This window comes from Albidovulum sediminicola (genome assembly GCF_025751575.1).
Classification (GTDB): Bacteria; Pseudomonadota; Alphaproteobacteria; order Rhodobacterales; family Rhodobacteraceae; genus Albidovulum; species Albidovulum sediminicola.
Window position 1 is genome coordinate 1 of sequence record NZ_JAOWLA010000022.1, and the last position, 24,355, is coordinate 24,355.

Annotated in this window: 18 protein-coding genes and 1 pseudogene; 11 read left to right on the plus strand and 8 right to left on the minus strand. The window is 66.6% G+C overall.

Annotation, left to right across the window (positions count from 1 at the left end):
* Positions 1–572 precede the first annotated feature (572 nt).
* From OE647_RS20255 to OE647_RS18000, 4 genes and pseudogenes are all read right to left on the minus strand, one after another.
* Positions 573–1,832: pseudogene (locus OE647_RS20255) on the minus strand (IS91 family transposase); the annotation flags it as partial.
* A 110-nt stretch (positions 1,833–1,942) separates the two neighbouring features.
* Entirely contained in the window at positions 1,943–2,644 is a 702-nt protein-coding gene (gene cuyB / locus OE647_RS17990; protein ID WP_263723146.1) for a cysteate racemase, read from the minus strand.
* A complete protein-coding gene (cuyA, locus tag OE647_RS17995) occupies positions 2,641–3,663 on the minus strand; it encodes a D-cysteate sulfo-lyase (protein WP_263723147.1) in 1,023 nt (340 codons plus the stop codon). Before cuyA ends, cuyB begins: the two co-directional genes overlap by 4 nt.
* A gap of 118 nt (positions 3,664–3,781) precedes the next feature.
* The gene (locus OE647_RS18000) at positions 3,782–4,546 is read right to left on the minus strand and encodes a DeoR/GlpR family DNA-binding transcription regulator (protein ID WP_263723148.1); all 765 of its coding nucleotides are present in this window, start codon (positions 4,544–4,546) and stop codon (positions 3,782–3,784) included.
* A 295-nt stretch (positions 4,547–4,841) separates the two neighbouring features.
* Between OE647_RS18000 and glpD the strand changes: the two genes are divergently transcribed.
* From glpD to OE647_RS18045, 9 genes are all read left to right on the plus strand, one after another.
* Complete coding sequence (gene glpD, locus OE647_RS18005) at positions 4,842–6,404, plus strand: glycerol-3-phosphate dehydrogenase (protein WP_263723172.1); 1,563 nt, start codon at positions 4,842–4,844, stop codon at positions 6,402–6,404.
* Positions 6,405–6,414: 10 nt separating this feature from the next.
* The gene (locus OE647_RS18010) at positions 6,415–7,518 is read left to right on the plus strand and encodes an ABC transporter ATP-binding protein (protein ID WP_263723149.1); all 1,104 of its coding nucleotides are present in this window, start codon (positions 6,415–6,417) and stop codon (positions 7,516–7,518) included.
* Position 7,519: 1 nt separating this feature from the next.
* Entirely contained in the window at positions 7,520–8,596 is a 1,077-nt protein-coding gene (locus OE647_RS18015) for an ABC transporter ATP-binding protein (protein ID WP_263723150.1), read from the plus strand.
* Positions 8,596–9,468: a carbohydrate ABC transporter permease gene (locus tag OE647_RS18020; RefSeq protein WP_263723151.1), complete on the plus strand. Its 873-nt coding sequence runs from the start codon at positions 8,596–8,598 to the stop codon at positions 9,466–9,468. Before OE647_RS18015 ends, OE647_RS18020 begins: the two co-directional genes overlap by 1 nt.
* Entirely contained in the window at positions 9,468–10,271 is an 804-nt protein-coding gene (locus tag OE647_RS18025) for a carbohydrate ABC transporter permease (RefSeq protein WP_263723152.1), read from the plus strand. The genes OE647_RS18020 and OE647_RS18025 overlap by 1 nt, the downstream gene beginning before the upstream one ends.
* Positions 10,272–10,283: 12 nt before the next feature.
* Positions 10,284–10,706 carry a DUF2160 domain-containing protein gene (locus OE647_RS18030; RefSeq protein WP_263723153.1) on the plus strand — a complete coding sequence of 141 codons (423 nt, stop codon included), beginning with the start codon at positions 10,284–10,286 and terminating at the stop codon, positions 10,704–10,706.
* An 88-nt stretch (positions 10,707–10,794) separates the two neighbouring features.
* The gene (locus OE647_RS18035) at positions 10,795–12,522 is read left to right on the plus strand and encodes an ABC transporter substrate-binding protein (protein ID WP_263723154.1); all 1,728 of its coding nucleotides are present in this window, start codon (positions 10,795–10,797) and stop codon (positions 12,520–12,522) included.
* A gap of 148 nt (positions 12,523–12,670) precedes the next feature.
* The gene (gene glpK, locus OE647_RS18040) at positions 12,671–14,155 is read left to right on the plus strand and encodes a glycerol kinase GlpK (protein ID WP_263723155.1); all 1,485 of its coding nucleotides are present in this window, start codon (positions 12,671–12,673) and stop codon (positions 14,153–14,155) included.
* Positions 14,152–15,297: an iron-containing alcohol dehydrogenase gene (locus OE647_RS18045; RefSeq protein ID WP_263723156.1), complete on the plus strand. Its 1,146-nt coding sequence runs from the start codon at positions 14,152–14,154 to the stop codon at positions 15,295–15,297. Before glpK ends, OE647_RS18045 begins: the two co-directional genes overlap by 4 nt.
* A gap of 42 nt (positions 15,298–15,339) precedes the next feature.
* Here OE647_RS18045 and OE647_RS18050 read toward each other — a convergent pair whose 3' ends face one another.
* The 3 genes from OE647_RS18050 to OE647_RS18060 form a co-directional block, all read right to left on the minus strand.
* Positions 15,340–17,307 (minus strand): ABC transporter permease, encoded by a 1,968-nt coding sequence (locus tag OE647_RS18050; protein ID WP_412174976.1) that lies wholly within the window; start codon positions 17,305–17,307, stop codon positions 15,340–15,342.
* Positions 17,307–18,332, minus strand: a complete 1,026-nt coding sequence (locus tag OE647_RS18055; protein WP_263723157.1) for a quaternary amine ABC transporter ATP-binding protein — start codon at positions 18,330–18,332, stop codon at positions 17,307–17,309. The genes OE647_RS18050 and OE647_RS18055 overlap by 1 nt, the downstream gene beginning before the upstream one ends.
* Positions 18,333–18,400: 68 nt before the next feature.
* Entirely contained in the window at positions 18,401–19,342 is a 942-nt protein-coding gene (locus OE647_RS18060) for an ABC transporter substrate-binding protein (RefSeq protein WP_263723158.1), read from the minus strand.
* A 175-nt stretch (positions 19,343–19,517) separates the two neighbouring features.
* Here OE647_RS18060 and OE647_RS18065 point away from each other — a divergent pair, with 175 nt between their 5' ends.
* A complete protein-coding gene (locus OE647_RS18065) occupies positions 19,518–20,225 on the plus strand; it encodes a response regulator (protein WP_263723159.1) in 708 nt (235 codons plus the stop codon).
* Here OE647_RS18065 and OE647_RS18070 read toward each other — a convergent pair.
* On the minus strand, positions 20,206–23,136 hold the full coding sequence (locus OE647_RS18070; protein WP_263723160.1) for an ATP-binding protein: 2,931 nt from the start codon (positions 23,134–23,136) through the stop codon (positions 20,206–20,208). The two genes, OE647_RS18065 and OE647_RS18070, sit on opposite strands and share 20 nt — an antisense overlap.
* A 90-nt stretch (positions 23,137–23,226) precedes the next feature.
* Here OE647_RS18070 and torT point away from each other — a divergent pair, with 90 nt between their 5' ends.
* Complete coding sequence (gene torT, locus OE647_RS18075) at positions 23,227–24,270, plus strand: TMAO reductase system periplasmic protein TorT (protein WP_263723161.1); 1,044 nt, start codon at positions 23,227–23,229, stop codon at positions 24,268–24,270.
* The last annotated feature ends 85 nt before the right edge of the window (positions 24,271–24,355 follow it).

A 24,355-nucleotide genomic window follows, 5' to 3' on the forward strand; every position in this document is an offset into this window, starting at 1 on the left:
CATGCCCCAGGGCGACATCCTCGGCTTCGCCCCGCCCTTCTGCCTCTCCGAGGCCGAAGCCGACCACATCGCCGCCGCAACCAGACGCGCCGTCGAAACCACCCTCGGAAAAGCCTGAGACGGAAAACGAAAAAGGGGGACGGCTGGGCCAGAACCAGACCGCCCCCCACACCCGGACGCGGCCCATCTTCGCGGTGGACCGCCGCCCGACCCTACGGGCGTCTAGCGTCTTTCCTGAAGCTATTCCGATGCGGGCGGCTGCGTGACAACGGCGGCCTTGCGGGTCTCGGCCCGCGTTGAAACTCGGCAGGAGGACGCCGCGGGATGCAGGGCGCTGACTGCGGGGAAAGTCTGTCGCGCGTCTTGAAGATGTCCAGGTCAAGACCTCGGTTGGCGAGGAACGGGAAGCCGCGTCGGCTCGCCGGGTCGGTCGGGATCTCGGGTTTCGGGTGCAACCGACGCGGATTGCCACAGATTTGCGTACAGATTACGGCACGACGCAAGCCGGGGGTGATCCGGATCGCGGCCGCGCCCCGGTGGATTCTGATCACCAGGGACGGGCGTTTCGTCGTGCGGCCTGCTCCCCGGGGCAGTGCGCGGGATGATGGTCTCTCGCACCGCCGGAAGATGCCGACGATGCGCATCGTGCCGTCGCAGCACGGACAGGGCCCGCGCAGGGGGAGCGGGACGATCTCGGTTTCCTCCTGCGGTTCCTGCACGCTCGGTCGCTGCCCGAGTAATTTGCGGATGTGGACGATGTTGCCTTTGGGGCGGCGCTGGCGATGTGGCCGGGGTGGCGGATGCGGTGGAACCCGTCGGGCAGGACATACATCAGGACGCGGCGGATAAACTCGGGCGTGGTCAGGCGCATGACCTTTTACCTCTCGCCAAGCCTGATGCGATAATCCTTCCGGAGGAAGGCCACGCTCTCAGCATCAGCGCTGACGAGACGGCTGTTGAAGATGGCGACGCGATGGGTGTACCGGCGGAGATAGGCCAGCACCCCCCCTCGGGGCCGCCGAAAGGCGGCTTGGCGTAGACCACCTATTCGGTCTTGCGCAATGGGGTACGGAAGGCGGCGAATGCGCGTTCGTCCACCAACCGGGTCAGACCGCCGTGGACGGATGGTTTACCCTCGCGGCGCAGGTCCATCAGCCCGTCCAGACACAGGCGCCGGAACAGGCGCAGGTGAAGAAAGACACCAGGCTTGCAGGCGGCCCATCTGGTGCCATCGGGCGAAGACACACCCCAGCACGATCATGTGCCGGCACGATCATGTGGATGCGCCGCCGCCAGGTGTGCAGCACCGCCGCCATGCCCGAACGCGCGCCCAGCCGCTTTGGATCGTTGGCGATGGTCAACACCTTTTCCGAAGGCGCGTTGAACCGCAGCCCGTCGAGCGCCCGCATGTCGCGGAAGGCGATCGGCACGATCCCCGCCGGAAGGGGAAAGACGGCGCGGAAAGACTCGACGGGCAGCAGATCCTCGGCGCGCATCGCCATCCAGCCACGCGCTGCCGGTCCCTGACACTTTGGGCAATGCCGGTTTTCGCTCCTGTCATAGGCGAAGTGATGACGGCCGTATTTGCCGCACGCGGCCAGATGCCAGCCAAGTGCCTCGGTCCGTCAAGCCTCGATCGCCGAGATCACCTTCAGCGGCGTCGGGCCGACGGTGGAGCGGATCGTCTTCGTGGCGACATGCGCGCAGCGGGCGGTGGTCTTCAGCTTGGCATGGCCGTGCAGCGCCTGGATGACCCGCACGTCCGTTCCCGCCTCCAGCCGTTGGGTGGCACAGCTTTGGCGCGGCGTGTGCCGCGCCGCGGGCCTGCTGATCCCCGCCCTGTGCTTGGCCCGGGCGACGGCCCGTTCAGCTGGCGCGGCGAGATCGGATTGATCTTCGGAGTGCTGTTCGGGGGCAAGCCCGACTCGATGCTGGCCGAGGGTCAGCGCCCCCCGGTCGCGAAGCGCACGATCCCCGCGACGAGCACGTCAAGCGTGTCGATGGCGGTGACGCCGCTGGCGAGCGCATCGGCGATGATGGAAAACTCCGTGCACGCGATCAGTTGCACGCGCACCCCGGCAGCGGCGAGCCCGGCGGAGGCCGCGGCCAGGGCGGCGCGCGCCTCTGGCGTCGCGCCCTCGCGCTTGATCGCGCGGATCGCCGTCAAAAGGCCGTCCTGATCGTCCGGGTAGACCGCCCGCAGGCCGCGCGCCGCCAGCGCCCGGTCGAAGATGCCGATCTTTCGCACCGCAGGGGAGGCCAGGATGCCGACCGGCGCGCCGGGTCCCGCCGCCGCCAGCGCCGCATCCGCCGAAAGCTCGATCATGTCGAGAAACGGAATGGCTGCGGCAGCCCGGATCGCGGGGGCGTAATGATGCGCGGTGTTGCAGGGCATCGCGAGCGCCTCGGCCCCGGCGGCGGCAAGCCCGCGCGCCATGGCGGCCAGCACCGGGCCAGGGTCCTCGCCCCGCCCCTCGATCAGCGCGGCGATGCGCGAGGGGACCTGGGTGTTGCAGTCGACGATCAGCGGGATGTGGTCGCAGTCGTCCTGCGCCGGAACGGCCGAGATGAGGCGCTGCATCAGAAGCACCGTCGCCTCTGGCCCCATGCCACCCAAGATTCCGATCCGGCGCGGCCCGGTCACTTCGCGGCCTGCGCGCCGCCGTCGACCTCAAACGCAGCGAGGTATCCGAAAAGCGCCGCCGCGCCCCCGGTGTGGATGAAGACGATGCGCTCGTCCTTCCTGAAATGCCCCTTGCGGATCAGGTCGATCATGCCCGCCGCGCCCTTGGCGGAATAGACCGGGTCCAAGAGGATCCCTTCGAGTTCCGCAAACATGGCGATGGCCTCCAGCCCGCCGGGGGTGGGAATGCCGTAGCCCTCGCCGACGTAATCGGTATTGGCCACCACGTCGCCGCGCTGAACAACGCCGAGGCAGCCCAGCTTTTCCGCCGTCGCCAGGGCGAGGTTGAAGACGTTTTCCTCCTGCCGGGGCCGTGGCGCGCGGACCCCGATGCCCAGGAGCGGGATATGGGCGTTGATGGCCTTCAGCCCCGTGATCAGCCCGGCCTGGGTGCCCGCGCTTCCGGTCGCATGAATGATATGGTCGAAAACCACGCGCCGGTCGTTGGCCTGCCCGACAAGCTCGAAGGCGCAATTGGCGTAACCCAGCGCCCCGGTCGGGTTCGAGCCACCCCCGGGGATGGTATAGACCTTGCGGCCCTCGGCGCGGAACCTGTCGGCCACCGCCTCCATCTCCACGTTCATGTCGAGCCCAGGCCCGCGCCGCTCGCTCGTCGCGCCGTGCAGCCGGTCGAGAAGCACGTTGCCGTTGTGATTGTAGTTCGGATCGGTGCTGCCGGTTCGATCCTCCAGCAGGATGTGGCAGCCGAAACCGAGCTTCGCCGCCGCTGCCGCGGTCTGACGCGCGTGATTGGACTGGATCGCGCCTTGGGTCATCACCATGTCGGCGCCCGCGGCCTCGGCCTCCGCCATCAGGAATTCGAGCTTCCGGGTCTTGTTCCCGCCCGTCGCGAGGCCGGTACAGTCGTCGCGCTTGATCCAGATCTCGGGCCCGCCGAGTTCGGCCGTCAGGCGCGGCATCGGTTCCAGCGGCGTCGGGAGATGCGCGAGGCTTATGCGCGGGAAACGGGCAAGGTGCATTTGGGTCCCCAGGTTCGATCGTGGTGCGACCGCCATGATCCTCGCAGAAGCGCGATTGTGCAAATGCCGTCTTGGCGTGACCTCAATGGCCCACCGACCTTTGCTGGGATCGCCGCGACTAAGCCTCCGCCACCACGACCCGGGTGTTCCAGCCCTCGCAGGATTTCATCAGGGCGGCGGGCAGAGCCTGGTCGGTGAAAACGACATCTAGTTCCGACAGGCTCGCGATGCGGGCCGGAGCAGAGCGGCCGATCTTCGAATGGTCGCAGACCAGGAAGCTGCACCGTGCCTGGCGCAGGATGGCGCGGCTGACCCGAACCTCCGCCAGGTCGAAGTCGAGCATGTCGCCGTCCCGGTCCAGCGCCGAGGTGCCGATCACGGCGAAGTCGACCTTGAACTGTTCGAAGAACTGCGTCGTGAGTTCCCCCACCAGCCCGCCGTCCGACCGCCGCAGAGCGCCGCCCGCCACCATGATGTCGCAGCCCGGATTGGCGACGAGGATGTTCGCGACGTTCATGTTGTTGGTCACGACCGTGATGTTGCGGTGATGGATCAGTTCGCGCGCCACCGCCTCGGTCGTGGTGCCGAGGTTGAGGATCATCGAGGAGTTGTCCGGGATCATCGCCGCGCAGGCCTTGGCGATCGCGGTCTTGGCGGCCTCGTTCATCCGGCGGCGCGCCTCGTAGGCGATGTTGGACACGCCCGTGCGCGGCAGGGCCCCGCCATGGACCCGGTCCAGAAGCCCCGCCTCCGAGAGTTCCGTCAGGTCCCGGCGGATCGTCTGCAAGGTGACCTCGAACCGCTGCGCCAGGTCCTCGACGCTGACGCGGCCCTCCGAACGGGCGATTTCCAGGATTTCGGTCTGTCGGATGTTGACGGCCAAGTTCGGTCCTTTCCGGGCGCGGCGCGCCTTTTTCGCATAGGCCCGGCTGGCCTGTCACGCCAGGAATCGCCGCGCCGCGCGCACGTTCGATTTTGCGCGCCGTGCAATCGGCGCGGATCAAATTCACGATACGGCGCGGTTCAGAAGATTTCAAATGTTCGTTTAAAGGTAAAACGCACAATCACGAACATTTCTCGTTGACGCGCGAAAGCGAGTCAGTGCAGGGTGCGCCCCGAGGGAGGCTTGGTGCCTCCGGGGGGAGGAACGCGACGTGTCGGATGCTCAGCGGCCGGAAATGGCCGATCTGTTCATCATGGGTGGCGGCATCAACGGATGCGGGATCGCTCGGGACGCGGCGGGACGCGGGCTTTCCGTCATCCTGGCCGAACAGGGCGACCTGGCGCAGGCGACCTCTTCGGCCTCGACCAAGCTCTTTCACGGCGGGCTTCGGTATCTTGAGTATTTCGAGTTCCGCCTGGTGCGCGAGGCGCTGGAGGAGCGTGAAACCCTTCTGGTTGCCATGCCGCATATCAGCTGGCCGATGCGCTTCGTGCTGCCCTACCACCGCGACATGCGCTTTGAGAGCGACACGCCGACAAGCCGGTTGCTGGGTCTTGCCATGCCCTGGATGAAGGGGCGCCGCCCCGCCTGGCTGATCCGCCTTGGGCTTTTCCTTTACGACACGCTGGGCGGGCGCAAGATCCTGCCCTCGACCCGCACGCTGGACCTTGGCTCCGACCCGGCCGGCAAGCCGCTGAACGCGAAGTTCCGCAAGGCCTACGAATACTCGGATTGCTGGGTCGAGGATTCGCGGCTCGTGGTGCTGAACGCCCGCGATGCCGCCGCCCGGGGCGCGAAGATCCTGGTGGGAACGAAGGCGGTCCGCGCCACCCGCGCAGGCGATCATTGGCAGGTGGAGGTCGAGGGCCCCACGGGACCCGCGACCTACCGCACGAAGGTTCTGGTCAATGCCGGCGGCCCTTGGGTCGAGGACGTGATCCGCAACGTCGCGCATATCGCCACGACGGAAGGCGTGCGCCTGGTGCGCGGCAGTCATATCGTGACGCGGCGGCTTTTCGACCACGACCGCTGCTATTTCTTCCAGGGCGAGGACGGGCGGATCATCTTCGCCATCCCCTACGAGCAGGATTTCACCCTGATCGGCACCACCGACAAGGATCACAAGGGCTCCCCCGCCGAGGCGCGCTGCACCGAGGAGGAACGCGACTACCTGCTGGCCTTCGCGTCGCGATACTTCGCCAAGCCCATCACGAAGGACGATGTGGTCTGGACCTTCTCGGGGGTGCGGCCGCTTTACAATGACGGCGCCAAGTCGGCCACGGCCGCCACGCGGGATTATGTCCTCTCGGTGGATGCCAAGGGGCCGCCGCTTCTCAACGTCTTCGGCGGCAAGATCACCACCTACCGGCGGCTGGCCGAAAGCGCGATGGAGAAGATCGCGCCCTTCTTCCCGGACCTGAAGGGCAAGTGGACCGCGCGGGTGCCGCTGCCCGGGGGCGACTTTGCCCATGACGGGGTGGGCGCGCTGACGGCGCGGCTCAAGGCCGACTATCCGTTCCTGTCGGACTACCATGCGGGCCGCCTGATCCGCGGCTACGGCACGGACGCCTTCGCAATCCTGGGCGCGGCGCGTAGGGTTGAGGATCTGGGCCGCGATTTCGGCGCGACGCTGACCGAGGCCGAGTTGCACTGGCTGATCGACAAGGAATGGGCGCGCCGCGCCGCCGACGTGGTCTGGCGGCGCACGAAACTGGGGTTGAGAATGACGGCGGAAGAGATCGCCGCGCTCGACGCCTACATGACCGGAAACCGGGCCGCGAGCCCGGCCGCAGAATAGGAAACCAAGGATGGCGCTTGAGCTGCAAGGGGTCACGCGGGTTGTCGGGGGCAAGGTGCATATCCACCCCACCACCCTGACGCTGAACAAGGGCACCATGAACGTGCTGCTTGGCCCCACCCTGTCGGGCAAGACCTCGCTCATGCGGCTGATGGCGGGGCTCGACGCCCCGACGGCCGGGCGCATCCGCTGGGACGGCGCGGACGTGACCGGCGTCCGGGTGCAGGACCGCGGCGTCGCCATGGTCTATCAGCAGTTCATCAACTATCCCGGCCTGACGGTCTACGAAAACATCGCCTCGCCCCTGCGCATCCAGGGCACGTCGGCGGCGGAGATCGACCGCCGCGTGCGCGAAACCGCCGAGATGATGCGCATGACGCCAATGCTCGACCGCAAGCCGCTGGAGCTTTCAGGCGGCCAGCAGCAGCGCTGCGCGTTGGCCCGTGCGCTGGTAAAGGGCGCGGGGCTGGTCCTTCTGGACGAGCCGTTGGCGAACCTCGACTACAAGCTGCGCGAGGAGCTGCGCGTCGAAATCCCGCGCATCTTCGAAGCCTCGGGCGCGATCTTCGTCTATGCGACGACGGAGCCGGAGGAGGCGCTGCTGCTCGGCGGCAATACGGCGGCGCTGTGGGAGGGGCGGGTCACGCAGTTCGGACCGACGCCGCAGGTCTACCGCCAGCCCGCCGACATGGTGACCGCCCGGGTCTTCAGCGACCCGCCGATGAATTTCATGCCCTGCGTCAAGGAGGGGAACCGGATCACCTTCGGCGAGGCCGCACATGCGCCCGCCGACGGCGCCTTCGCCGCGATCCCGGACGGCCGCTATGTCGGGGGCTTCCGCGCCAACCACCTTGAAATGGCGAAACATTCCGGGCAGGCGATCGAGTTCCGCTGCTCCCTGAGCGTGACAGAGATCACCGGCTCGGAAACCTTCCTGCATGTGACCCACGGGCCGGACCGCTGGGTCGGGTTGGTCCACGGCGCGCATGATCTACATGCGGGACAGGGGATCAGCCTCTGGCTCGACCCCGCGCATATCTATCTGTTCGACACCGAGGGGCGCCTGGCCGCCCCGGCGGCCTACGCGGCGGCCGACCTGAAGGGAGGCGCGTGACATGGCCCGCATCACGCTGAAGAACCTGGCGCACAGCTATTATCCGAACCCGACCTCGGAGCAGGATTTTGCGCTGAAGGAGATGGACCATGTCTGGGACGACGGCGGGGCCTATGCGCTTCTGGGATCGTCGGGCTGCGGCAAGACCACGCTTCTGAACATCATCTCTGGGCTATTGCGGCCCTCGCAGGGCCGCGTGCTTTTCGGCGACCGCGACGTGACCGACGCGGCCACGGCCGAGCGCAACATCGCCCAGGTGTTCCAGTTCCCGGTCGTCTACGACACCATGACGGTGCGCGACAACCTTGCCTTTCCGCTGCGCAACCGGGGCATGGACACCGCCTACATCGAGGAACGCGTGCAGCAGATTGCCCATATGATCGGGATGGAAGAGGTGCTGAACCGCAAGGCGCGCGGCCTGACCGCCGACGCCAAGCAGAAGATCAGCCTTGGCCGCGGCATGGTGCGCGAGGACGTGAACGCCATCCTCTTCGACGAACCACTGACCGTGATCGACCCGCACATGAAGTGGGAGCTGCGCACACAGCTGAAAAGCCTGCACCGCCAGTTCGGCCACACGATGATCTACGTGACCCACGACCAGACCGAGGCGCTGACCTTCGCCGACAAGGTGGTCGTCATGTATGACGGGCGCGTGGTCCAGCTTGGCACGCCCGAAGAGCTGTTCGAAACGCCCGCCCATACCTTCGTAGGATATTTCATCGGCTCGCCGGGGATGAACCTGCTTGAGGCCCGGATCGAAGGCAACCGGGCGCATCTTAATGGGGCAACGATCGAACTGGGCGCGACCTATGCGCCGCTGACGGGGCATACGCAGATCGGCATCCGCCCCGAATACGCGGTCCTGACCAACGGACAGGGCCTGCCGGTGAAGATCCACCGGGTCGAGGATGTCGGCCGCCACCGGCTGGTGCGCGCCGAAGCCGCGCAGCAGCCGCTCAACATCGTGGTTCCGGAAGGGATGCCGGTCGGCGCTGACATGACCCATGTCAGCTTCGCCGCCGACAAGATCAACGTCTATGCCGACGACTGGCGCGTGCAGGGGGAGGCCGCCTGATGGAAAAGACCGTCAACCAGAAAGCCTGGTTCCTCGTCCTGCCGGTGCTGGTCATCGTCGCCTTCTCGGCCATCATTCCGCTGATGACCGTGGTCAATTATTCGGTCAACGACACCTTCGGGAACAATGAGTTCTTCTGGGCGGGCCTCGAATGGTTCGAGGAGATGGTGACCTCGTCGCGGCTTCATGACGCGCTCGGGCGGCAGATCCTGTTTTCCGGGATCATCCTTGCCATCGAGGTGCCGCTGGGCATCTTCATTGCCCTCAACATGCCGAAGTCGGGCTTCTGGGCCAGCGCGTGCCTTGTCGCCATGGCGCTGCCGCTGCTGATCCCGTTCAACGTGGTCGGCACGATCTGGCAGATCTTCGGCCGGGTCGATATCGGCCTTCTGGGCCACGCGCTTGCCGCGCTGGGGATCGATTATAACTACACGAACGACTCTCTGGACGCCTGGATCACCGTCGTCGTGATGGATGTCTGGCATTGGACCTCGCTCGTCGCGCTTCTGGCCTATGCGGGGCTTCAGTCGATCCCGCAGGCCTATTACCAGGCCGCGAAGATCGACCAGGCAAGCCGCTGGGCGGTGTTCCGCTTCATCGAACTGCCGAAGATGAAAGGCGTGCTGCTGATCGCGATCCTCCTGCGTTTCATGGACAGCTTCATGATCTATACCGAGCCCTTCGTCGTCACCGGCGGCGGCCCGGGCAACTCCACCACCTTCCTGTCGATCGACCTTGTGAAGATGGCCGTGGGCCAGTTCGACCTCGGCCCCGCCGCCGCCTTCTCGATCATGTACTTCCTCGTCATCCTGCTCGTGTCCTGGGTCTTCTACACGGTGATGACGAACCTTGACCGCGAGGAGCAGAAGTGATGCGCGTGAAACCCTCCGCCTTCGTGATGACGCTTTACCTGCTGTTCCTGATGGTGCCGATCTACTGGCTCGTGAACATGAGCCTGAAGACCAATACCGAGATCACCTCGACCTTCACGCTCTTCCCGCGCGACCTGACGCTGCGGAACTACCTGGTGATCCTGACCGACCCCAGCTGGTACATGGGCTATGTCAACTCGATCATCTATGTGACGATGAACGTGGTGATCTCGCTGACGGTGGCGCTGCCGGCGGCCTATGCGTTCTCGCGCTACAGCTTCATGGGCGACAAGCACCTGTTCTTCTGGCTACTGACCAACCGCATGGCGCCGCCCGCCGTCTTCGCCCTGCCCTTCTTCCAGCTTTACTCCTCGGTCGGGCTTTTCGACACGCATATCGCGGTGGCGCTCGCGCACTGCCTCTTCAACGTGCCGCTGGCAGTCTGGATCCTGGAAGGCTTCATGCGCGGCGTCCCGAAAGAGATCGACGAGACCGCCTATATCGACGGCTACTCCTTCCCAAAGTTCTTCGTGAAGATCTTCATGCCGCTGATCGCGAGCGGGATCGGCGTCGCGGCCTTCTTCTGCTTCATGTTCTCCTGGGTGGAACTGCTGCTCAGCCGCACGCTGACCTCGGTCAACGCCAAGCCCATCGCCGCAACGATGACGCGCACGGTCTCGGCCTCGGGCATGGACTGGGGGGTGCTGGCGGCCGCCGGGGTGCTGACGATCGTGCCCGGCGCGCTCGTGATCTACTTCGTGCGCAACTACATCGCCAAGGGCTTTGCCCTGGGCCGCGTGTAAGGGAGGGGACCGATGACCGCCACCGCAACCACCGCCCGCCGGGTCAACTGGACCGCCATCACCCTGACCGCCGCGGGCGTCATGGGGGCGATCCTGGCGGGCCTGCTTCTGGCCGCGCCGCGCAAGGACGGCGCGATCAACTGGTTCGCGCCGCTGATCCCGAACGGATGGATGGCCTGGACGCTTCCGGTCGCGCTCTTTTTCTGGGTGATCGCGAGCCTGCTGGTCACCATGACGCTGCTTGCCATCCGCTTTCCGGAGACGCCCCGCGTCGGGATCCTCAGGATCGAGACGACGCGCGGCGACCGGCTTTTCATCAGCCTGCTCGGGTCGGCCTTCATCCACCTGATCTGGCTCTACTTCGCGGGCACGCCGCTTTGGGGCGCGACCGCACTCTGCCTTGTCTATGCCGCGGCGGTGTTTCGCTGGGTCTAGACGGGAACGAAGCGCCGGGGGGCCGGATGCGACCCATCCCCCCGGCTGAACTGCAAGACGGACGTCTCACAATCTGGGAGGACACATAATGAGATTGCGTCAAACCACAACCGCCATGGCGCTTGCGCTGATGGCCATGGGCTCGGCCCCGGCCTGGGCTGACATGGAGGCTGCCAAGGCCTTCCTCGACGCCGAGGTCGGCGACCTGTCGACGCTGAGCCGCGCCGATCAGGAAGCGGAAATGCAGTGGTTCATCGACGCCGCGGCACCGCTCGCGGGGATGGAGATCAAGGTGGTGTCGGAAACCATCACCACGCATGAATACGAAGCGAAGGTCCTGGCGCCCGCCTTCACCGCGATCACCGGCATCAAGGTCACCCACGACCTGATCGGCGAGGGCGACGTCGTCGAAAAGCTCCAGACCCAGATGCAGACCGGCGAGAACATCTACGACGGCTACATCAACGACTCTGACCTGATCGGCACCCACTGGCGCTACCAGCAGGCCCGCATCCTGTCGGACTGGATGGAGGGCGAGGGCAAGGCCTTCACCAATCCGAACCTCGACGTGGCCGACTTCATCGGCGCGAAGTTCACGACCGCCCCGGACGGCAAGCTTTACCAGCTTCCCGACCAGCAGTTCGCGAACCTCTACTGGTTCCGCTACGACTGGTTCAACGACCAGAAGACCAAGGACGACTTCAAGGCCAAGTACGGCTATGACCTCGGCGTGCCGCTGAACTGGTCCGCCTATGAGGACATCGCGGAGTTCTTCACTGGGCGCGACATGTCCTACGCGGGCGGCCCGTCCTCCGGCGTCTATGGCAACATGGACTACGGCAAGAAGGACCCGAGCCTTGGCTGGCGCTACACCGACGCCTGGATGTCGATGGCCGGCATGGGCGATGTGGGCGAACCGAACGGCCTGCCGGTCGACGAATGGGGCATCCGCGTGGACGAAAACTCCCGCCCCGTCGGCTCCTGCGTGGCACGCGGCGGCGCGACCAACGACGCGGCGGCCGTCTATGCCGTGACCAAGGCGATCGAGTGGCTTCAGAAGTACACGCCGCCGGAAGCCCAGGGCATGACCTTCGGCGAGGCCGGTCCGGTGCCCGCGCAGGGCTCCATCGCCCAGCAGATGTTCTGGTACACCGCCTTCACCGCCGACATGGTCAAGGAAGGCCTGCCGGTCATGAACGAGGACGGCACGCCCAAGTGGCGCATGGCCCCCTCGCCCCATGGCGCCTATTGGCAGGATGGCATGAAGGTCGGCTACCAGGACGCGGGTTCCTGGACGCTGATGCAATCGACGCCGGTGGACCGCGCCCAGGCCGCATGGCTTTACGCGCAGTTCGTCACCTCGAAGACGGTTGACGTGAAGAAAAGCCACGTCGGCCTGACCTTCATCCGCGAGTCGACCATCCAGCATCAGTCGTTCACCGATCGCGCGCCGAAGCTTGGCGGTCTGGTCGAGTTCTACCGCTCTCCGGCCCGCGTGCAGTGGTCGCCCACGGGGACCAACGTGCCGGACTACCCGAAGCTCGCGCAGCTCTGGTGGCAGAACATCGGCGACGCCATGTCGGGCGCCAAGTCCCCGCAGGAAGCCCTCGACGCGCTCTGCGAAGAGCAAGAGAAGGTGCTGGCGCGGCTTGAGCGCGCGGGCGTCCAGGGCGACATCGGCCCGAAGCTGAACGAGCCGCAAGACCCGCAGGTCTGGCTCGACGAGCCGGGCTCGCCGGTGGCGATGCTGGACAACGAAAAGCCCGCAGGCGAGACGATCTCGTATGACGAGCTGATCAAGTCCTGGCAGAACTGATCCGTTCGCGGATCAAAGGGGGGCGCCTTCGGGCGCCCCCTCACGACCTCTCCCCCTCCGCGCCGTCCCGTGACGTTCAGGGCTTTTCTAAAGCCGTGGGGCGGGCCATCCTTCGCCCCCGAACAGACTGCACCGAAGGCCAGATGCCATGTCCCTTATCCTTGCCATCGACCAGGGCACCACGTCGTCCCGCGCGATCCTCTTCGACCAGGCGCTGCGCGTCGTTGCCCTCGCGCAAGAGGAGTTCCCCCAGCACTACCCCGCCCCCGGTTGGGTTGAGCACGACCCCTCCGACCTGTGGTCGAGTGTCGCCGCCACCGCGCGCGCCGCGATCGAGAAGGCGGGACGCGGGGCGGCCGACATTGCGGCCATCGGCATCACCAACCAGCGCGAGACGACCCTGATCTGGGACCGCGCGACGGGCGAACCCATTCACAACGCCATCGTCTGGCAGGATCGCCGCACCGCCGACACCTGCGCCGCGCTCAAGGCCGCGGGCCATGAGGCGATGATCACCGCGCGGACGGGCCTGCTGCTCGACCCCTATTTCTCCGGCACAAAGGTAAAGTGGCTGCTCGACAACGTCCCCGGCGCCCGCGAACGCTCCGCGCGCGGCGAACTGGCCTTCGGCACCGTTGACAGCTTCCTGATCTGGAAGCTGACCGGGGGACGGGTCCATGCCACCGACGCCACCAACGCGGCGCGCACCATGCTTTTCAACATCGCCACAAACGAATGGGACGCGGAGATCTGCGCCCTTCTGGACGTGCCGATGTCGCTTCTGCCCGATGTCAGGGATTGCGCCGCCGATTTCGGCGTGACGCGGCCCGATCTCTTCGGACAGGAGATCCCGATCCTCGGCGTGGCGGGCGACCAGCAGGCAGCCACCGTCGGGCAGGCCTGCTTCCAGCCCGGCATGATGAAATCGACCTATGGCACGGGCTGCTTCGCGCTTCTGAACACCGGGGCAGACATGGTGCCCTCGAAGAACCGGCTTCTCACGACGATCGCCTATCGGTTCGACGGGCGGACGACCTATGCGCTTGAAGGGTCGATCTTCATCGCGGGCGCGGTCGTCCAATGGCTGCGCGACGGGCTGAAGATCATTCGCGAGGCGAAGGAAACGCAGGCCCTGGCCGAGGCCGCCGATGCCGCGCAGGGCGTTGTTCTGGTGCCCGCCTTCACCGGCCTCGGAGCGCCCTACTGGCGGCCCGATTGCCGTGGCGCGGTCTACGGCCTGACCCGCAACTCCGGCCCCGCCGAACTGGCCCGCGCGGCGCTGGAAAGCGTCGGCTACCAGACCCGCGATCTGCTGGAGGCGATGCGCTCGGACTGGGGTGCATCGGCCGAGGGCATCCTCAGGGTCGATGGCGGGATGACCGCCAGCGACTGGGCCATGCAGTTCCTCTCGGACATTCTCGGCGCCCCGGTCGACCGGCCCGTCGTGACGGAGACGACGGCCCTTGGCGCCGCCTATCTGGCCGGTCTCAAGGCCGGGATCTGCCCCCCGCCCGAGGAATTCGCCAAGGGCTGGGCGCTGGAGCGCCGGTTCGAACCGGCGATGCCGGAGGCCGACCGCGGCGCCAGATACGCCCGCTGGCAGCGCGCCGTTCAGGCGACGATGTCGGTATGAGCTTCTCGATCCTTCAGCCGCCGCGCATCCTTTTCGGCCGGGGAACGGCCGCGCAGGCCCCGGCGCTGGTCCGCCAGATGGGGGAGCGTGTTCTGGTCGTCCATGGCGCATCGGGGCGTCATGTGCCCTGGTTCTCCGACCGTCTGGCCGAACTGGGCGCCAAGACGCTGGGCCTGGCCTGCGGCGCGGAGCCCACGCTTGCGATGCTGGAAGAGGCGATCCGGGATGCCAAGGGGTTTGCCCCCCAGGTCGTGGTCGGGCTGGGCGGTGGGGCGGTTCTTGATCTGGCAAAGGCGCTTGCGGCCATGATCCCGGCCCCCGGCGGCGCGCTGGATCACCTGGAGGTGGTGGGCAAGGCCCTGCCGCTCAAGGCCGCGCCGCTGCCCTTCATCGCCATGCCCACCACCGCCGGAACCGGGGCCGAGGCGACCAAGAACGCGGTGATCGGCCTGCCCGAACACGGCCGCAAGGTCAGCCTGCGCGACGACCGAATGATCGCCCGCCTGGCCATCGTCGATCCCGCGCTGACCGACGGCTGCCCGCGCGCAGTGACGCTGGCCTCTGGCCTTGATGCGCTGGCGCAGGTGATCGAACCTTGGGTGAGTTGCCGCGCGACCCCCTACACCGACGCGTTGACGCGGGGCGCGATCCGGCCCGGCCTGGCAGCGCTTGTCCGGCTGATGGAGGTCGAGGACCCAGAGGCGCGCGATGCCATGGCCTGGTGTTCGCTTTCCGGCGGGCTGGCGCTGGCCAACGGCGGGCTTGGCGCCGTCCATGGCCTTGCGGGCGTGATCGGCGGACGGACCGGGATCGCGCATGGCGCGATCTGCGGTGTGCTCCTTGGCCCGGCGCTGGCGGTCAACCGCGACATCACCTCCGGCGCGCCGCGCGCTCGGATCGAGGAGGCCTGCGCCCGCATCGCGGAGGTTCTGGACGCAAACGCGGATCGTGCCCCCGCCGCGCTTTCAAGATGGGCGCGCGAGGCGGGCCTGCCGCGTCTCTCCGAAATGGGGCTTGCGAGGGAGGATCACCAAGCGGTTGCGACAGCGGCGCTTTCGGCCTCATCGACCGCGGGCAACCCGGTTCCGGTCACCACCGAGGCCTTGCAGCGGATGCTTGCGCTCGCCGAAGCGGACACCTGACGGGCGGGGCCGATACCCCGCCCGCTGGCCCGGGCGCCCGGGCTAGACGCCAAGCTTGCGGCGCTGATTGGCGGACCAGCGCATGATGATGTGATCGAAGCTGAGCGCCATCAACGCCACGCAGATCCCCAGCACGAAGTTCTTGCCGAGCTGGTTGCCCGCGAGCGTCTTTTGCAGTTCCTGGCCCAAGTCCTGCGTCCCGATGAAGGCCGCGATGATCACCATGAAGAAGGCAAACATGATCGCCTGGTTGAAGCCCACCGCCATGGTCGGCAGCGCCAGCGGCAGTTGCACGTTCACAAGCTTCTGACGCCGTGTCGCGCCGGACATGTCGGCCGCCTCCAGCAGTTCCTCGGGGACGGCGCGGATGCCCTCGATCGTGTAGCGCATCAGCGGAACCGTCGCGAAGATGAAGATCGCGAAGACCACCGAGACGTCGTTCACGCCGAACAGCATGATCGCGGGGATCAGGTAGATGAAGCTTGGGAAGGTCTGGGCGGTATCGCAGACCAGGAGGATCGGCTCCGCCCATTTCTTCCGCCGCGCGGCGAGGATACCCAGCGGCAGACCGATCATCGCCGCCAGGATCACCGCCGAGATCACGGCGTAGAGCGTGATGATCGACCGGTCCCACCAGCCCGTCAGGGCGACGATGGCGAAGAAGGCCCCCGCCGTCAGCGACGACCGCCACCCGCCCACGGCATGGCCCGCGGCCGCGATGGCCAGGATCACCGCCGGCGTGGGCAGCCACAGAAGGGCGTTGCGGAAGGGGATCAGCACCCAGGTGATCAGGAACCAGCGCAGCCACTCCGTGATGGATGTGACCACCCCGTTGGACAGGATCGCGCGGATCACGTCGTCGATCTCGGCCCCCATCGACAGATCCTGGGCGCGGGTGATGTGATCGGCCACCTGCACGATCTGCGCGAGGATCACGAAGGCCACGAAGGCGCCGATCCCGGTCAGCAGCAGGCCATTGCGCTTCCACCAGGGGGTTCCGCGCTCAAAATGCTGCGGCTGCTTGATGACCCAGGCTTTCGAGCAACGGTCAAGCGTCACGGCGATCAGGACGATCGTCACCCCGATCTCGAAGCTGCGGCCAAGCTTGAGCGAGTTCATCAGCGACAGAAGCTTGGCGCCAAGCCCCGGCATCCCGATGAAGGCGGTGAGGACGACCATGGCGAGGGACAGCATGATCACCTGGTTGACGCCCACCAGAAGCTCGGTCCGGGCCGAGGGGATGTAGACGTGGCGCAGCATCTGCCAGCGCGTCGAGCCGCTCATCTTGCCGGCCTCCACGACTTCGTCCGACACGGCCTTGAGGCCCAGCGTGGTCATCAGGACCATCGGCGGGATGGCGTAGGCGACGGTGGCGATGCAGCCCGCGGTCGGGCCGACCTTGAAGAAGATGACGGCGGGCAGCAGGTAGGTGAAGAAGGGAAGCGTCTGAAGCACGGCCAGGAACGGCATCAGCGCCCGCTCGAAGCGCGGGAATTTCCACGCGGCCAGCCCCAACAGCAACCCCGTCAGAACGGCCACCGGCGCGGCGACGGCGATCACCGACATCGTCTGCATGGCCAGGTCCCACTGCCCGATCAGCGCGACCCAGACGAAGGTGCCGCCCGCGAGGACCGCCATCCGTGCCCCCCCCAGCGCATAGCCGGTGACAGCCGCGACGGCGGCCACGGCGCTCCAGGGGATCGGGCCCACATGGGGCCAGCGGTTCTTGCCGTAAAGCAGGTTCGCGGTGATATCCAGCAGCCACTCCAGCGCCGCGGAGATCGCCCGCGTGACATGGATCAGGCCGAGGTCATCCTTGATGAAGTCGAAAAGCGACTGCATCCAGAGATCGTAGGGCAGCACGGCCCCGTCGGGGACGCGCGTCAGGAAGGCGGGCAGCAGCGGCTTGGCCAGCGTCAGAAGCAGCGCCAGGCTGAGCAGGATGACCGCTGCGCGCGGCGCCGCAAGCCGCCTGTCGCGGCGGTCGGAGGAGACATCGGTCATCGCCATCAGACCGGCCCCAGCAGAATGTCGAGCGCGTCCTGGCGCTTCATGGCGCCCACGACCCGGCCCGCGCCATCGGCCACGGGCAGGATCTCTCGCCCGTCGTTGACGAGTTGGCGCGCGAGTTGCAGCACGGTCGCGTCCGCCGCGATGGCCGGGCCTTCCAGCTGGTAACCGTTCACCGGCTGGGCCAGGACGCGAGCATGCACGACGCGGGCTTTTTCCACGTCCTCGGTGAATTTCGCCACATATTCGGTCGCGGGCTTCAGCACGATCTTGTCGGGCGTGTCGCATTGCTCGACCGCGCCGTCCTTCATGATCGCGATGCGGTCGGCAAGCCTCAGCGCCTCGTCGAAGTCGTGGGTGATGAAGACGATGGTCTTGCCCAGCATTCCGCGCAGGCGCAGGAATTCGTTCTGCATCTCGCGCCGGATCAGCGGATCGAGCGCCGAGAAGGGTTCGTCAAGGAACCAGATGTCGGGTTCGATGGCGAGGCTGCGGGCGATGCCGACGCGCTGCTGCTGACCGCCCGACAGCTCGCGCGGGAAATAGTCCTCTCGGCCTTCCAGGCCGACCAGGCGGATGACCTCCAGCGCGCGGTCGCGCCGTTCGTGCCGGTCCTGTCCCCGCATCTCAAGCGGGAAGGCCACGTTTTCAAGCACCGTGCGGTGCGGCAGCAGGCCGAAGCTCTGGAACACCATCCCCATTTTGCGGCGGCGCAGTTCGATCAATTGCCGCTCGTCCAGCGACATGATGTCCTGACCGTCGACCACGACCTCGCCCCCGGTGATGTCGATCAGCCGCGACATGCAGCGCACAAGCGTGGACTTGCCGGAGCCAGACAGCCCCATGATCACAAGCATCTCGCCGCGGCCGACATCGATCGAGACGTCGCGCACGGCGGCGATGTATCCAGCCTGCCGGATCTCCTCGAAGCTGCGGCCGGCGCGGGCCTCAGCCAGATAGGCCTCGGGCTCCTTTCCGAACAGCTTCCAGACGTTGCGGCAAGAAATGACGGGGGCGTCGGTCATGGGGCGCCTGCTCCTGAATTGAAAACTCCGGGGGGCGCATCCCCCCCGGAGGCATTGCGGGTCAGGTCTTATTCGACCCAGGGCTTCCAGACGGATTCGTTGGCGGCAAGCCATTCGGCCGCGGCATCCTCCGGCTCCATCTCGTCCACGTCGACCAGCTTCGCCATCTCGGCGATCTGCGCGTTGGTGAAGGAGATCTTGGTCAGCGCCGCGTAGGCGTCCGGCCACTTTTCCTTCATCCCGTCCCAGGCGGCGATCTTGAGGTAGCCGTTGGCCGGGTTGCCGCAATCGTAGGTCACGTCGGGATTCGGGCCGACGGCCGCGTCTTCGTTGCAGCCCTCTTCCCAGGTGGGGAAGTTCACGAACTCGCCCGGCCAGACGGCTTCGGCAAAGTTCGGCGTCCAGTTGAACAGGACGATCGGCTTCTTCTCGGCCTCGGCGGCTCCAATCTCGGCCCAGAGGGCGGCGGCCGAACCGGCGTTCACCACGACGAAGTTCATGCCCAGCGCATCGACCCGTTCCTGGTCATGCTTGAGCCAGTCCACCGGACCGCCGAGGAAACGGCCCTTGTCGCCGGTCTCCGGCGTGGCGAAAGCCGCCGCGCACTCATTCAGCGCCTGCCAGTCGGGGAGGCCGGGGCAGGCTTCCTTGGTCCACATCGGATACCACCAGTCCTCGCGCGTCACGGCGTTGTGCGTGCCAGCGTCATGGAGGCCGCCTTTTTCGAGCGCGGCGCGAAACGAGGCGCCAAAGGCCCCTTCCCAAACCTCAAGCTCCAGCGACACATCACCGAGGCGGACGGATTCATAGACCGCCTGGCTGTCGGTGGTCACATATTCGACGTGGTTGCCCATCGTTTCGAACATCTGGCCGACGACATTGCTCATCACGATCTGGCTCGACCAGTTGTGGATCGGGATGATGATCGGGTCCGAGGAATCCGCCTGGACTGCGCCCGCCGCTACGAGGACGGAGGCCACACTGCCAAGGTAGGTCGTGATCTTTCTCATTGCTTGCTCCCTGTTTCATGGGCTGGCGTGCGCGGGGTACCGAACCGCCCGCTGCCGGCAGGGGCGAGGTTAGGAGCGCAATGTGAACAGGTAAGCCCAAGAACATGAACGGGCTGGTCCATTATGTTAAAATTTGTTAACAAGCGGGCAAATCAAGGGATGCTCAAGGGATGCCATGCGCGGAATCGCCCCCCCTCATATCGTCATCATCGAGGATGAGCCGGTCACGCGGGCGACCCTGACGAGCTATCTCGACTCGAACGGCTACCGCGTGACCGGGGCCGCCAGCGCGCCCCGCGCCGAGGAGATCCTGGCGCGCGATCCGGCGGACCTGCTGCTGATCGACGTGAACCTTGAGGGCAAGGACGGGCTTCAGATCACGCGCGAACAGCGCGCCCTTTCAGAGATCGGCATTATCCTGATCAGCGGGCGCACCGACGATGTCGACCGGATCGTCGGGCTGGAAATGGGCGCCGACGATTACGTCTGCAAACCCTTCAACCGCCGGGAGTTGCTGGCGCGCATCAAGAATATCCTGCGCCGCACGACCGCGCTGCGCCACCTTCGGCGAACCGTTTTCCGGTTCGAGGGCTTCACCTTCGACGTGAACAAGCGGCAACTGACCCGATCCGATGGCGAACCCGTCCGCCTGACCCGGGCGGAATACGAGGTTCTGGCCCAGCTCCTGCGCCATCCGGCGGAGGTGCAGAGCCGCGAAAAGCTGGTCGCCTGCGTCACCCATCGTCAGGACAGCCCCGAGCCGCGCACGGTGGACGTATTGGTGCGGCGCCTGCGCAAGAAGCTGGAGGACGATCCCGGCGCGCCGCAGATCATCACCACCTCGCACGGCGAAGGCTACATCTTTACCGGACGGCTCCAGTAGCCCCCTGCGGCCCGAGGCCGGCGGAGGCCGCCGCCAGGGCCGCCGCTGCCCCGGCGGCGAGCGGTTCCAGCCGCTCGAGTTCATCGCCGAGCGTGGCGCCCTCGCCGTCCCGCGCCTGCGTCTCGATCTGCTGAAGGCATGCGACGAGGTCCGGCAGCTCGAAATTGCCCGCCGCGCCCTTCATCCGGTGGGCAAGTGCTACCACGCGGTCAAGGTCCCGCGCCCCCACCGCCACCCGCAGACGTTCAAGATCGACTTCCAGCGTATCGAGAAACAACTCGGCCACCGCAAGTGCCCGCGCGCCGCCCAGGTCCGACACCGCGCTTGCCAGCGGCCCGGCACCTTCATCGGACGGTTGCCAGTCACCGTCGCGCGGCGAGAGGAACACGCTCGGCCCCTGCCCCTCGGCGACGGAGGCGATGGCCGCAGCCAGCCGTTCGGGCGAAACGGGCTTTGCCACGAAACAGGTCATCCCCGCCGCGAGATGCGCGTCGATCTGGTCGCGCTGCACATGGGCCGAGATCCCGATCACCGGGATGTCGCGCAAGCCGGGCTCGTCAGAGGAGCGGATCCGCCGTGTCGCCTCAACCCCGCTGATGCCGGGCAGGTTCACATCCATCAGCACCAGATCGAACCGGCCTTCGCGAAGGCGCTCCAGCGCCTCTTCGCCGCTTGCGACGCATTCGGCGGTATGGCCCATCCGCTCAAGATAGCTTTGCGCCACCATCTGGTTGATCTGATGATCCTCCACCACCAGCGCGCGAAGCGCGTGTTCGGCGGCGGCGGGCCGCCAATCCTGGGCGGCGACTTCCAGGTCCTGTGCGTCCCCGATGGGAAACGCCACGCGAAGGGTAAAGATCGACCCCACATTCGGCGTGCTTTCGACGCTGAGCTGGCCCCCGATCACATCGGCGAACTTCCGGCTGATGGCGAGCCCCAGACCCGTGCCGCCATACTGGCGCGCGGTCTGGCTGTCTTCCTGCTCAAACGCATCGAAGATACGCTGGCGGGCGTCGGGTGCGATACCCTTGCCGGTATCGGACACCTCAAAGGCAAGGCGAACGCGCGCACCCTGCGTGCCAACCTGGCGCAGGCGAAGCACGATCTCCCCCTCCTGCGTGAATTTCAGGGCGTTGGAGGCCAGGTTGAAGAGGATCTGCCGCAGCTTTCCGGCATCGCCCCTCAGGATATCCGGCACGTCCCCGGCGACATCGAGCCAAAGGGCAATGCCCTTTTCCTGCGCGCTGGGGCGAAGCACGCCGACGATGCCGCGCAGCATCTCTCCGACCGAGAAGGTCGAGATATCCTCGACGATCTCGCCGGACTGGAACTTCGAATAGTCGAGGATGTCATTCAGGATCGTCAGCAAGCTTTCGCCAGAGGATCGCGCGGCGCCCAGTTGGGAACGCTGCGTCTTGTCCAGCCCATCAAGCCGCAGATTGCGCAGCATCCCCAGCAGGCCGTTCATAGGGGTGCGGATCTCGTGGCTCATCATCGCCAGGAACTCGGATTTCGAGCGATCGGCCGTTTCGGCCTTGGCGCGCGCCTCTGCATGGGCGGCGACCTCTCCGCGCAGCTTGTCGGTCTGTTCGGCCACCAGCGCTTGCAATTCGCTCCGGTGGCGGCGCAGCTCCTCCTCGTTTCGGCGGCGGGCCGCTTCGAGTTCCCGGTTCGCGATGGCCTGCTTGCGGAAAATCTCGACCGCGCGTTCCATTCCCGCGATCTCGTCGCGCCCCGTCGGCACCACGGCCCGGTCGAGCCGCCCCGCCGCCAGTTTCGCCATTTGCGCCGACAGAAGGTCGATCCGGCGAGAGATGTTGCCCCGGATATAGAACCACAGGATTGCCACCGACATGATCAGCGCCAGACCGCTGGCCCAGGTGTTGCGCTGCTGCATGTTGCGCATGGCGGTCATGACCTCGAACATGGCGCTGACCGCGCCTTGCTGGGACCGGCGCGCCAGGACCTCGGCTGCCAGCCCCAGCGTCGCGGTCGACAGGCGGATGTCGGCCTGCCCCGCGGCGATGCGCTTTCGCAGATCGAGGATGGCGTCGGACGCGGCAATGATGCTGTCCTGCGGATGCCCGGTGACGGTCAGCTTCCGGATGGTGGCAAGAAGCGTCTGCGCCTGTTCCGCGCGACCGGGGTCCCGGATGGCCGCGATCCGGCGCTGCATGATGTCGGTTTGCACCTGCACCCGGTCGCGCATCTCCGCCAGTCCTTCGTGGTCGGCAATGCCGGGGATCTGGTTCAGGCTGAGCCCCACCTCCGCCGTCAGCGACCGAAGCTCGAACATCAGCCCCAGTTGGAACAGGTCCACCTCGATCAGCTTGTCCAGCGTATCCAGCCGCTCGTCGCGCACCGTGCCGGCCCCATCAAGCTCATAAAGGTTGGAAATGACGGCCGAGGTCCCCATCTGCGCGTTGGCGACCAGCGTGTCGGCCATGTCCAGAAGCTGCGTCGTCGCCGCCAACGCCTCTTGCAACCCAAGATCGCGATGCGCCGACAGCGCGATCCGGTTGCGCACCAGTTCGTCGAGAACGGCGATGTTGCCCTGAACCCCATCGATCGCGCGGGCCAGGTCGCCGGTGCCCGCGCCATTCGCCTCGACATAGCGTTCCAGCCGCTGCTTCAGCGCCTCGACCTGGCCGTGCAGATAGGCGGCACGGTCCCGGCGGTCGTCCTCCACGGTCACGGCGGCCAGTTCCGGCGCGACGGCGACGATCCGCGCGCTTTCCACCGCAAAGCGCTGCATTTCGGCCAGGGCGGGGATGGTGCTTTCGAAAACCTCCGACTGGCCCTCGGCGACATCGCGCAACTCGAACCAGCCAAGGGCGCCGGTCAGCGCCGGCAGCCCGGCGATCGCCAGGAAGGCGAGCAAAAGACGCCTGCCCAGGCTCGTGACCCTCACGCCCTTCCCCCTTCGCCGCGATCCAACGGTGCGCTTGGTGCTTGCATGGCCGTGATGCTATACAGCTTTGCGCCCAATGGTGGAAAAAACATGCTCAGGTTCCTTCTCGCCCTTCTGCTGCCTTGGCCCCTGCTGGCCGGTGCCGAAAATTGGCAGATCGAATATCGGGACCCGCCCTTCGACTTTTCCCGGCCGGCGCATATCGCGGATTACACGCCGCTGGAACATGCCGCGCAGGCCTGGCGCTTTTGCGTGGCCTATCCCCATCTGAAGGACGCTTACTGGCTGTCCGTGAACTACGGCATGGTGGAGGAGGCCCGCCGCCTTGGCGTGACGTTCCATCTGGTCGAGGCGGGCGGCTACCCCAACCTCGACCGTCAGAAGGAACAGATCGAAGACTGCGTGGCCCAGGGTGCCGACGGGCTGATCGTCGGCACGGTGTCCTTCGAAGGCCTGAGCGACGTTCTGGAGCGTATCGCCCAGACGATCCCGGTGATCGCCAGCGTCAACGACATCGCCGACCGCGGCATCACCGCGAAAATCGGCGTATCCTGGTTTGACATGGGCGCGGCGGCGGGCCGCGTCGTGGCCGAGGCACATCCCGCGGGAAGCGATCCGGTCCGCGTCGCCTGGTTTCCGGGACCCGACGGGGCGGGCTGGGTGCGTTTCGTCGATGCGGGCTTCCGCGCGGCGCTGCGCGGCAGTTCCGCCGAAATCGTCGATACCGCCTACGGCGACACCGGCCTCGAAATCCAGGTCCGGCTTGTCGAGACCGCTCTCGAGGCGCATCCGGACATCGATTACATCGTCGGCAGCGCGCCGACCGCCGAAGCCGCGGTGTCGATCCTGCGGGCCCGCGGGCTTGAGGGGCGCATTCGCATCGTCTCGGACTACATGACACATGCGGTGATGCGGGGGCTGCAGCGCGGCAAGATCATCGCCGCGCCGACGGACTTTCCAGTGTTCCAAGGGCGGCTCTCGATCGAGATGGCGGTGCGGGCCGTGGAAGGGCAGCTCGCGTTTGCGCACGCCGGCCCCGGCATCGCGCTTGTCCGGGCAGGTTCCGCGAGCGCGGCGCGGGCGACGGAATCCTTCGCGCCTGCAAGCTTCGTTCCGGTCTTCGACCTCGAATGAAAGGCGGCGTTGCCCCGGTCGTCTTTGCAGATATAACTGGTGCCCAGGCCGGACCTGACACGCGCCCAGCCTGCCAAGAACCCTG

What these genes read in the sequence shown, in the direction of transcription:
- OE647_RS18055 (WP_263723157.1), bottom strand. Translation starts at nt 18,332, where the DNA reads ATGACCGACGCCCCCGTCATTTCTTGCCGCAACGTCTGGAAGCTGTTC.
- torT (WP_263723161.1), top strand. Translation starts at nt 23,227, where the DNA reads ATGCTCAGGTTCCTTCTCGCCCTTCTGCTGCCTTGGCCCCTGCTGGCC.
- OE647_RS18045 (WP_263723156.1), top strand. Translation starts at nt 14,152, where the DNA reads ATGAGCTTCTCGATCCTTCAGCCGCCGCGCATCCTTTTCGGCCGGGGA.
- glpD (WP_263723172.1), top strand. Translation starts at nt 4,842, where the DNA reads ATGGCCGATCTGTTCATCATGGGTGGCGGCATCAACGGATGCGGGATC.
- OE647_RS18060 (WP_263723158.1), bottom strand. Translation starts at nt 19,342, where the DNA reads ATGAGAAAGATCACGACCTACCTTGGCAGTGTGGCCTCCGTCCTCGTA.
- glpK (WP_263723155.1), top strand. Translation starts at nt 12,671, where the DNA reads ATGTCCCTTATCCTTGCCATCGACCAGGGCACCACGTCGTCCCGCGCG.
- OE647_RS18050 (WP_412174976.1), bottom strand. Translation starts at nt 17,307, where the DNA reads ATGGCGATGACCGATGTCTCCTCCGACCGCCGCGACAGGCGGCTTGCG.
- OE647_RS18015 (WP_263723150.1), top strand. Translation starts at nt 7,520, where the DNA reads ATGGCCCGCATCACGCTGAAGAACCTGGCGCACAGCTATTATCCGAAC.
- OE647_RS18065 (WP_263723159.1), top strand. Translation starts at nt 19,518, where the DNA reads ATGCGCGGAATCGCCCCCCCTCATATCGTCATCATCGAGGATGAGCCG.
- OE647_RS18030 (WP_263723153.1), top strand. Translation starts at nt 10,284, where the DNA reads ATGACCGCCACCGCAACCACCGCCCGCCGGGTCAACTGGACCGCCATC.
- OE647_RS18025 (WP_263723152.1), top strand. Translation starts at nt 9,468, where the DNA reads ATGCGCGTGAAACCCTCCGCCTTCGTGATGACGCTTTACCTGCTGTTC.
- OE647_RS18010 (WP_263723149.1), top strand. Translation starts at nt 6,415, where the DNA reads ATGGCGCTTGAGCTGCAAGGGGTCACGCGGGTTGTCGGGGGCAAGGTG.
- OE647_RS18020 (WP_263723151.1), top strand. Translation starts at nt 8,596, where the DNA reads ATGGAAAAGACCGTCAACCAGAAAGCCTGGTTCCTCGTCCTGCCGGTG.
- cuyA (WP_263723147.1), bottom strand. Translation starts at nt 3,663, where the DNA reads ATGCACCTTGCCCGTTTCCCGCGCATAAGCCTCGCGCATCTCCCGACG.
- OE647_RS18035 (WP_263723154.1), top strand. Translation starts at nt 10,795, where the DNA reads ATGAGATTGCGTCAAACCACAACCGCCATGGCGCTTGCGCTGATGGCC.